Source organism: Mesorhizobium sp. L48C026A00 (assembly GCF_000502375.1).
Lineage (GTDB): Bacteria > Pseudomonadota > Alphaproteobacteria > Rhizobiales > Rhizobiaceae > Mesorhizobium > Mesorhizobium muleiense.
In genome coordinates, this window is record NZ_AYWU01000001.1 from 315,244 (window position 1) to 324,864 (window position 9,621).

Consider the following 9,621-nt stretch of genomic DNA (forward strand, 5'->3'; position numbering starts at 1 on the left):
TCAGATCACCTGGATTCTCACAATTAAATGCCAAGGCTCAACCAAATCGCCGCATTCTTACAATTAACTGACAAGCGACAACAATAGCCAATGCTGGGTGATCCGATATACCGCATCGCTAACTATCGCGCCGCGACTTGGTATCCCGGGAGTTGCCCATGACGATCTGACGCGCAGGCACAGCCGGGGTCCACGGTCATCGCCGCTGGTAGCCCGTCATCTCGAGATAGCCCTTGCCAGGGTGTGTGCCGGCCACCCGCACCGGACCTTCCCAATAGGGGATGCTGAGACCCATCCAGGCCTGAGAATTGAGCGCGCCGACGGTGACGTCGAGCGCACGGTCGGGCAAGACGAGACGCCAGCGCGTAGGAATTTCGCGCCCCTCCACCCAGCTCGTCTCCAGCGGGGTCGCAACGAGCTTGCCGTCGCCGTAGGGCGTCACGGCACCGTCCGCCGCGATCCAGGTGGCGGAGGTGAAGCCGCTGTCAGCGGCATCGCGCAGGCGGAAACCCATCAGCTTCTCGCCTGTGTCAAAGGAAAGCGAGAACCAATCCCAACCGTTTTGGTCGTCCGCCAGCGGCTGCGACGACCATTCGCGATCGAGCCACGCGGTGCCGCGCACCCGGATCTCACCTTCGGGCAGACGAATCTTTCCCTCAACTGAGAAAAAGGGCTGGGAATAGTAGTAGCTCGCCTGCCCTTTTGCCGACTTGACCGAGTAGCCGCCGGCGCCGTGGAAGACGAGCGGGCCTTCGGCATGCATCGCGATGTCGTAGGCGAAGTCATTGCCGGTCGCGCTGAGCTGAAGTCGGTCCAGGCTGTCGCCCTCCATCTGCCAGGCGTCGATCCAGGCCGCGATGGGCTTGGCAATCACACCCGCCTGGCCGATGCCGCCGCGCGCGAAACGCTCCGTGGAGAGGTGGGTCGCGGCGCTGGTCACAGCGGCATGGCCGAACCACACCTGCGGGCTCTCCCATCCCTCGGCCTCGCCCGGCGCGAGCGCCGAGCGGAACAGCGTCCATTGCAGGCCGTAGTCCGCGCCGTCGGGCCCGGTGAGGTTCGCGGTCAGATACCACCACTCGATCCGGTAGTCCGGATGGGCTCCATGATCCTGCGGGAACTCGAACCGCTTGCCCGGTTCCGGAACGGCGAAGCCTTCGGCGTCTGTGCCGAGCCCGGCAAAGCCCTGGGCGAAGGCATTGCCGACACCCAGCAGCAGGAAAATGAGCGCCCTAGCGTTCATTGGCGAATATCCTCAGCAGCCCGGTCGGCTCCATGCGCGACAGCCGCCACGCTGGCCAGAGCGCAGCGAGCAGCGCGGCGGCGAGCGCGAAGAGCATCAGGCGGATGTATTCGACTGGAAACACGTACATCGGCAGGCGCCAGCCGAACGCCTCGACATTGACAATGGCAAGCAAGACCCAGGCGAGCGCCAGGCCCAGCGGCAAGGCCAACACGGCCGTGATCGCGGCAAGCAGGACGGTACGCAGGATTTCTAGCCCGGCAAGCCGGCGCTGGGTGGCCCCATCGCCCATACGGGCGCCATCTGCGGCAGTCGCATCGCCGCCAGCGTGAGCAGGCTCATCAGGATTGCAAACGCGGCAACCGCCAGCGTCAGCACGTTCAGCGCATCAGTCACGGAGAAGGTGCGCTCGAACACCGACAGCGAGAACGCCTTGATCGCCGCCTGGTCGATGATGCGCGCGGGTGGAACGTCGAACGCCTCCGTGAGCGCGCGGCGCAGGCCCTGAGGATTGCCGGTGCGAACGCCATAGCGGCTCGGCTCGATGGCCGGGAACGTCTGGCGAAACAGCGCCTCGCCGACGATGGCCTGGCCGATGGGATTTCCGTAATCGCCGACGACGCCCGCGACCGGCAGAGACAGCCCGGGGCCGAGCGCCAGCGTGTGGCCGACGTGCAGCGCGGCGCGGCGCGAGAGCTGCTCGTTGATTACGACCGCCCTGCCCGCTTCGATCTCGTCCCAGACGGCGGGGATTGCGTCGAGGAAGCGCCAGTTTTCGCGGTAGGTGTAGCCGACACGCACCCCGAAAATCTCCGCCGGCAAGCCGGCGAGCGTCGCTTCGACCGACATGATCGGCAGCACGGCGTCAGCGTGCGCCTCGAGAAAACGTTCCAGAGCCGCCCGGTCCGTGACCGCGTCCGCATCGACGTACAGTTCGGCTGACAGGCGCTGGTTGAGGAAGCCGACAAAGGTCAGGCGGAAGCTCGAGACCATGGTGGAAACGCCGACATTCGCAGCCATGGCTAGCAGCAGGGCCATCAGTGCAAGCCCGAGGCCGGGCAGTTGCTGACGCGTATCGGCCCAGAACCATTGCGCCATGGCGCGAACGGCTTGTGCTTCGCCAAGACGAAGGATTGCCGCCAGGCAAGGCGGCAGTGCAAGTGCTGCGCCGAGCAGTAGACAGGCAAGCAGCGCGAAGCCGGCGGCCAGCCCGCCCCTAGTGACGGCCAGCACGCCCGCCGCCGCGAGCAGCACGACCGCGGCTGAAGCCTGGAGCGTTCGCGTCCGTCCCGAGCCCAACGCCCAGGCGCGGCCGCCGGCGCTCGCAAGGACCGGCATCCGCGCCAGTCGCCACAACGCGCTCGCGGCGGCGAGCAATGCGCCGCCGAGCGCCATGGCGATTCCCGAAAGCCACCATGCCTGGCGGATCTGTAGCGTGCCTGCGACCTCGGCGCCATAGAGGCCCCGTATCGTCGCGGCCACGTCCGGCAGCAGGAGCGCTGCGATGAGATAGCCGAGCGCGATGCCGAGCGCGCCGGCAAGCGTCGCCAGCACGACAAGCTCGGCGATCATCAGGACGACCAGGCGGCGGAGCGGCACGCCGAGGGCGCGCAGGGTGCGGATCACGCCACGCCGCTGCTCGAAAGCAAGGCCGATCGCACCGTGGACGATGAAGATGCCTACCGCGAAGCTGAGGAAGCCAAACGCCGTGAGGTTGAGATGGAAGCTGTCGGTGAGCCGGCCGACATCGGTCGCACCGTCCGCACGCTGGAGTACGAGGTCCGGTGCGATATCCGCCAGCGGCTGTTGCCGCAAGGGCTGCTCCGGCAGGACGATCAGGCGGCTGATGCGCCCGGCGCGGCCAAGCAACTTCTGGACGACGCCGATATCGGCGAGCACGCTGCCCGGCGCGACCGCCTGATCGACCAGAACCGGGTTGGGCATGTTCGCCTCAAGGAGCGCGGCCATTTCCGGGCCGGCGACCAGCGTTTCCGCGCGCAAGAAGCGGTTGAGGTCGGTGCGGGCCAGTGCTTCGCTTGCAGCGGAAGTTGGCGGCGCGGTCAGCGGATCGACGCCGACCAGCCTCACGGCGGTGCCGCCGACGCGTAGCCTTCCCTCTACCACCGGACTGACCAGCCAGCCGGCACGGCGCAACGCGACGAAAAGCGCCTGGGGCATGGAATCCCCCTCGCGCGGCATCAGCTGGTGGAACCGGCCTTCGGCCAGCGTAGCGGCAGCTGCATCATAGCTCGCGCGTGCCTCGGCGTTGATCGCCTGCACGCCTGACCAGAGGGCCGTCGCCAGCGCGAGGCCGAGCACCAGCGTCAGCAATTGAAGCCGGTTGCGTCGCCAGTGCGAAGCCAATGCCTCGAGAACAGCGCCGGTCATGCAAGGCGGCCCTGGCTGAGATGCGCCCGGCGCCCGAGACGTGCTGCAAGACGCGGGGAGTGGGTGACCATCAGGAGCGCTGCGCCGGTCTCCGCCACGAGCGCGAGGAATTGCTCCATCACCCCGTCAGCCGTCGCCTCGTCGAGGTTGCCGGTCGGCTCATCCGCGAGGATCAGCTTCGGCCGCGCCGCGAGCGCGCGGGCGATCGCCACGCGCTGCTGCTGGCCGCCGGACAACTGCTCGGGGTATTTCCGCAGTTGCGGCTCCAGGCCCAGTGCGTGGGCCAGTCGTGAAAGCTCCTGCGGTTCCGGCGTGCCGATCAGACGTGCCTGAAAGGCGATGTTGGCGGCGACGTCCAGGGAGGGGATGAGATTGAACTGCTGGAAGATGATGCCCACCGTGCTTCGCCTGAGCCGGGCGCGACCACTGTCGTCGAGCGCGGTGACCTCCTGCCCATCAAGCCCGACGCGCCCGCCGTCGGCAGCGTCCAGTCCTGCCACGAGGTGAAGCAGCGTGCTCTTGCCCGAACCGGATTCGCCGGTCAGGGCCAGCGTCTCGCCGGCGTCGAGCGAGAGTGTCACGCCCCGCAGGACCGGCACCGGGCCTTCCGGGCCGGGATAGGATTTCAGCAGGTCTACGATCGAAAGCAGCATGCACCACAGCTACAGTCTGTGGCGAAAAGGAAAAGCGCTGCAGTTGATAATTCCCCAGAGGAAGCGCTGCTGCCCTGCAAGACCGCAGCTGGTTTCAAGCGGGAAGCCGACAATTGTCGCGTAGAACCAACCACCAGGCTTTGCCTTCTCGCCCACTTCGAAGAAGGCGGCGATCACGTCGGCGCATTCATCGCGCAGCACCGGGTCGTCGCCAAGGTTGAAAAGTGATCCAGGTGCCAAGCCCGACCGCCGAAATCGCCTCGCCGGTGGAAGGGATGGTGCGCGTCAGCGGGGCGGGCGTCGCGGCGAGCGTCTTTCCCGGCCAGGCGAGGGCCATCGGGGAGCCAGCGGCCACCTTAACGAATGTCCCTGCGGGTGATGTTCATTCAACCGCCATCGCTGAACTCCGGCCTCCGCGCATAGTCTGGAAAAGATAAGTCTTCGCGGGTTCTACCCAATAGACAGGGCAGGACAGGGAGTGCACGAAGGCGTTTTTCGCAGGCCGGTGACAGATCGTTCGTGCGTCTGGGGAAGAATGAGATTCGACCCATGGCTTAACCACCGGATCGACGATGCTATACACTCCACAATGCAACCTTATGCGACTTTGGGCGAACAAACATCGAACACGCCATAATGACTTCGCGCACATGCTGGGATCCGCTGTTCGTCATGGGCTCAGTTGCGCCAAGAGCGACCCTTCCGAGCCGAGAACCAAATGTGTCGCATTAGGGGCCGACAGCGGACTGGCAGCTTTGGCCCTCGGATCTTCAATAGCTGACCTTCAAATCGGTGCGAGTAACGTCGTGACGTGACCCGAAGGCGACTTTCGTGGGTCCGGCCGGAAGGTCTGCAAACAGGACAGTTTGGCTCTCAGCGCGAGGCGCGAATAACCGCGATAGGCACCCGATTGTGAGGAGGTGCTTACCAAGCGATTGCTTTAACCGGTCATCGAGAATTTCATTCCCGCACGTGGCCGAATCGCGAAACGCCCGGGCAATGCACGGCTGCCGGCGGCCACAGCTACATCCGCGCTCGCGGATATAGCTGCTCCCGCGACGAGATTGGCGCAAGCTTATTTTAGTTGGGGTGCATATATGCGCGTTGCCACGGGCGAACGCGAGGCGTAATCTTCCAGCTATGCCGATAGCGGCCGGCCCTTATGAGCGGGGCCGTTCTGCATGTGACGAGAGCACAATCTGCCACCGCCTCTGCCGCCGGCTGATGCTGCTCACGTTCAAGGGAGTTGACGTCAATGAACAGGCGCGATGCGTTGGCCGTCCTGATCGGACTGTCTGGCGCTTTGTCTTTCGCTTTCGACACCGCTGCCCATAGCGAGGAGGACCGCCTCGCCATCAAGGGCTACGACCCTGTAGCCTACTTCACCGAGGCCAAGCCGATGATCGGCGATCCGCAGTACCAGTATGAATTGGATGGCGCCTTGTACCGCTTCGCCTCGACGCTCCACCTCGATCTCTTCAAGGCCGACCCTGATCGATATCTGCCACAGTACCAAAATTGGTGCACTGCGGCACTGTCGAGGGGCTACAGGTTGGTTGCTGATCCGAACAATTGGGTGATTCACGAAGGCCGCCTGTACGTTTTCGGAGGACCGGCCGGTCCAGGGAAATTTGCTGCCGATCCGGCGGTTATGGTGAGCAACGCAGACGCGAATTATCCGCGATTGCCGGATCTTCCTAAATGGCCACCGCAATAGCGCCTCACAAGCCCGCCCGCCTGAGTCCCTCCTTCAGATACGCCGGATAGGCCGGATCTCTGAAGCGCGAGCCAAGAAAGTCAAAGCTCATATCGAGCTGCGGCAGGCGTTGCCGTATCTCGGTAACGTAGAGGGCCGCCTGCTCCTGGCGCCCAAGCTGTGCCGCTGCCGCTGCGGCCGGGACATTGAACATCGGGAAATTCGGAAACCGGGAGATTCCACGTTCGGCGACACGCAGGGCATCTTCGTGCCGGCGTGCGAGATAGTAGCTGATCGCGAGATCGAAATGGTAGTTCGGCTGGAGCATCGGATCGTATTTCAAAGCCAGCTCAAGCGACTGGATGGCGCCGGGAAGGTCCCCATCAAACGAACGGAGGGTTCCCCGGACCGCCAACGCATTGGCGTCACTCGGATTGAGATCGATCGCACGCTGCAGCGCGTTGCGCGCCTGATCGTATTCGGTGCGGATCAGCAGGATGCGACCAAGGGTGCGGTGCCCATCAGGCTCATCGGGAGCGAGCGCGATAGCACGGCGGGCGAGTTTCTCGGCACGGGCAAGCTCGCGGTCGGGGAACTCCGTCCAGCCCAGAACCACCTGCGAGTAAATGGCTTCGCCTAGAAGAGCATGGGTGGTGGCATAATTCGGATCCAGTTCGATCGCCTTGGTCATCAACTCTCGAACCTGTCGGTTGGCGGTCCGAGACGCGGCATGGCCGACAGCTCGGGCGCGCAACAAGAGGTCGAAGGCGCTCTGGTCTGGTCTGGCTTCCTTGAAATGACGCTGCACCTCCACCTGAGTGATATTGGCCGCCAGCGTGCCAGCAATGTGCCGCGCGATGCTGTCCTGAAATTCGAACAGGTCTGACAGCTCGCCATCATATCGATCAGACCACAACACGGTAGCAGCGTCCGCGTCAGTCAGCTGCGCGGAGATCCGCACGCGGTCCTTGGATGCTTTGATGCTGCCGTCAACCATGTATGCTGCGCCAAGTTCGGAGGCGATTTCGGCCTGCCGCGCCTGCCCACCCTTGTACCGCAAGACGGCATTGCGGCCGATCACCCGCAAGTTCTTGAAGCGGCCGAGGGCATTGATCACCTCCTCGGTGACGCCGTCGGCGAAGTACTCCTGTGCCTCGTCGCCGGTCTGGTTTGTAAATGGCAGCACGGCGACGATGGGAAGTGTAGGGCCGCTGTCTGGTTTGATTGTCGCGGGACTCGCGGCTTGCTGTTCTGGGGCAGGGGCTCGGCCCAGACCGGACCAGATGGCCAAGGCTGCGATGGCGATGAGGATCACGGTCAGACCGGCCATCGCCAGCCGAAGTCTGCTCGCCCTGCCGCCCCGAATACCGGAAACCCGTTTGATCCCTGTTGCTGATGAAGCCGGGGCGATCCGGTAGATCCTGACGGGGTTGGCGATGTTCTTCAGGTGCTGCTCGCCGGCGTCGAACGCCTCAATGTCGAGCTTGTCCCGCACCTGCCGGTAGGCATCGTCGGAGAGGCAGATGCCGCCCGGCTCCGAGATCTGTTCGAGACGCGCAGCGACGTTCACACCATTGCCGAAGATATCGCCGTCTTCGATGATGACGTCGCCGATGTTGATGCCGACGCGCAGCTCGATGCGTCGTCCTTCCGGAACGGCCCTGTTTCGCTCGAGCATGGCGCACTGCACGGCAACGGCGCAGGCCACCGCCTCAACGACAGAGGGAAACTCCAGCAGCAGACCGTCGCCGGTCGTCTTGATGATATGGCCCTTGTGATCGGCGATGAGAGGGTCGATCAGCTCCTTGCGGTGCGCCTTGAGGGCGGCCAGCGTCTGCGTCTCGTCCTCGCCCATCAGGCGCGAGTAACCTACGACATCGGTCGCGACGATGGCGGCAAGGCGACGTTCTGCTGTGGAGCTTGGCACCTCGGCTCCCCGGTCGATCTGGATCTCTCGCCATTGTAGCCCACGACGCCGGAACCGTCGTGGCGAATCGCCGGTCTCTCTCCGTCGGTCGCACGCAGATCGGGGTTACCCGCATTGTGGATCAGAACCGAAAGCCGACCCCTAGCGGAGGGCAAGTCGTTGATTTGCAAAGGAGTAGGGTCAGGATCGGCGCCGATGATGAGCCCACCGAACCTATGAATTTGCCTGCAAAGTCGTGCGCTTGCTGCCGCCAATCGATGGGGTGGACGCCCCCTAACGGCATCACAATGTGCCAAGGTAGCGGTGTCGAAACGTTGCTACAAAGGANAATCGATGGGGTGGACGCCCCCTAACGGCATCACAATGTGCCAAGGTAGCGGTGTCGAAACGTTGCTACAAAGGAGGCGTCCATGAACAATACTATCATCATTGGAATTGATCTGGCGAAGAATGTATTTCAGCTGCACGGAATGCGGGCTGATGGCTCCGTAGCGTTCCGCCGAAAGGTGTCGCGGGCGAGGTTGCTGCCATTCCTGGCTGAGCATCCGGCCTGTCTGGTGGCGATGGAAGCCTGCGCCAGCGCTCACTATTGGGGGCGCGAAATCGGGAAACTTGGCCATGAGGTGCGTCTGATCGCACCTCAATACGTGAAGCCGTTCGTAAAGCGGCAAAAGAATGATGTGGCTGACGCGGAGGCGATCGCCGAGGCGGCGTCTCGCCCGACGATGCGCTTTGTCGCGGTCAAAAGCGCGGAGAAGCAGAGCCAGGCGATGGTCTTTAAAACCCGCGATCTTCTGATGGCTCAACGAACCCAGACGATCAACGCATTGCGAGGTCACCTAGCGGAGTACGGGGTTATCGCTCCGCAAGGCCCCCAGAATATCGGCCAATTGGCCGAGGCCCTCGACGATCCGGAAACGAGCCTTCCGCCGGCTGTCGTCGATCTCGGCAGAGAGCTTCTCAATCATCTTGCAACACTGGATGACCGCATTGGCGCGCTGAGCGAGCGTGTCAAGGAGATCGCAAGAACGGATGAGACCGCTCGGCGACTGATGGCGATCCCAGGCATCGGTCCGATTTGCGCTGCCGCGATGGCGGCTGTCGCTCCACCGCCCTCGACCTTCACGAAGGGACGCGATTTTGCTGCCTGGCTGGGGCTCACGCCGAAACAGAACTCGACGGGTGGCAAAACGCGATTGGGCAAGACATCGAAGATGGGGCAGAGAGATCTACGACGCCTTTTGATCCTTGGAGCGATGGCCGTGGTGCAACGGGCTGCACGGCGCGGTGCGACTGCAGGATCATCCTGGCTCGCACGTATGCTCGCGCGAAAGCCAAAGATGCTGGTCGCGGTCGCGCTGGCAAATAAGATCGCCCGTGTCGCTTGGGCCTTGATGGCCAGCGGCGGGGTGTACCAGGCTCCAGCTGCCGCCTGACGGCGATTGGCTGGAGACGTTGGAGTGCGGTGGTTCTGAGCGGAGGTTTATGGGCGAAAAGTCGAGAAGACGGGATCGGGAAAACCAGTTTCGGGCCAAGTGTCTTGAACACGGCTAATCGATTTGGACCCGATCCCCGAACGATCCATAAGGGCCCGCGGCGTTGTAAGGCCGCATTATGAGGCCGGACACACGACGGAACTCGACCGCATTGCTCATCGCCAAAGTGAAAGAAATCACTTGCATTCCCGGGGGCGTCCACACACGGCCCGAAGCTG

The 9,621-nt window shown here is 63.6% G+C and carries 7 protein-coding genes and 1 pseudogene; 2 read left to right on the forward strand and 6 right to left on the reverse strand.

The features are described from left to right. Positions 1-196: 196 nt before the first annotated feature. The 5 genes and pseudogenes from X738_RS47035 to X738_RS82080 form a co-directional block, all read right to left on the reverse strand. The gene (locus X738_RS47035) at positions 197-1,243 is read right to left on the reverse strand and encodes a lipocalin-like domain-containing protein (RefSeq protein WP_023796998.1); all 1,047 of its coding nucleotides are present in this window, start codon (positions 1,241-1,243) and stop codon (positions 197-199) included. Further along, a complete protein-coding gene (locus X738_RS88695; RefSeq protein WP_306454926.1) occupies positions 1,233-1,535 on the reverse strand; it encodes an FtsX-like permease family protein in 303 nt (100 codons plus the stop codon). The genes X738_RS47035 and X738_RS88695 overlap by 11 nt, the downstream gene beginning before the upstream one ends. After that, entirely contained in the window at positions 1,496-3,631 is a 2,136-nt protein-coding gene (locus tag X738_RS47040) for an FtsX-like permease family protein (protein WP_306454927.1), read from the reverse strand. Before X738_RS47040 ends, X738_RS88695 begins: the two co-directional genes overlap by 40 nt. Next, positions 3,628-4,284, reverse strand: coding sequence for an ABC transporter ATP-binding protein (locus X738_RS47045; protein ID WP_023796999.1), 657 nt, complete (start codon positions 4,282-4,284; stop codon positions 3,628-3,630). Before X738_RS47045 ends, X738_RS47040 begins: the two co-directional genes overlap by 4 nt. 150 nt (positions 4,285-4,434) lie before the next feature. Then, positions 4,435-4,621: pseudogene (locus X738_RS82080) on the reverse strand (aldo/keto reductase); the annotation flags it as partial. A 918-nt stretch (positions 4,622-5,539) separates the two neighbouring features. On the opposite strand from X738_RS82080, the gene X738_RS47055 reads away from it, so the two are divergent. Further along, positions 5,540-6,001, forward strand: a complete 462-nt coding sequence (locus tag X738_RS47055; protein ID WP_051407689.1) for a YHS domain-containing (seleno)protein — start codon at positions 5,540-5,542, stop codon at positions 5,999-6,001. Between the two features lie 4 nt (positions 6,002-6,005). Here X738_RS47055 and X738_RS47060 read toward each other — a convergent pair whose 3' ends face one another. After that, entirely contained in the window at positions 6,006-7,907 is a 1,902-nt protein-coding gene (locus X738_RS47060; RefSeq protein ID WP_023797002.1) for an adenylate/guanylate cyclase domain-containing protein, read from the reverse strand. Between the two features lie 410 nt (positions 7,908-8,317). Here X738_RS47060 and X738_RS47065 point away from each other — a divergent pair, with 410 nt between their 5' ends. Next, on the forward strand, positions 8,318-9,343 hold the full coding sequence (locus X738_RS47065; protein WP_023797003.1) for an IS110 family transposase: 1,026 nt from the start codon (positions 8,318-8,320) through the stop codon (positions 9,341-9,343). Positions 9,344-9,621 lie beyond the last annotated feature (278 nt).

Coding starts and splice junctions, on each gene's coding strand:
- X738_RS47055 (WP_051407689.1), top strand. CDS start 5,540: ATGAACAGGCGCGATGCGTTGGCCGTCCTGATCGGACTGTCTGGCGCT.
- X738_RS47040 (WP_306454927.1), bottom strand. CDS start 3,631: ATGACCGGCGCTGTTCTCGAGGCATTGGCTTCGCACTGGCGACGCAAC.
- X738_RS47065 (WP_023797003.1), top strand. CDS start 8,318: ATGAACAATACTATCATCATTGGAATTGATCTGGCGAAGAATGTATTT.
- X738_RS47045 (WP_023796999.1), bottom strand. CDS start 4,284: ATGCTGCTTTCGATCGTAGACCTGCTGAAATCCTATCCCGGCCCGGAA.
- X738_RS88695 (WP_306454926.1), bottom strand. CDS start 1,535: ATGGGCGATGGGGCCACCCAGCGCCGGCTTGCCGGGCTAGAAATCCTG.
- X738_RS47035 (WP_023796998.1), bottom strand. CDS start 1,243: ATGAACGCTAGGGCGCTCATTTTCCTGCTGCTGGGTGTCGGCAATGCC.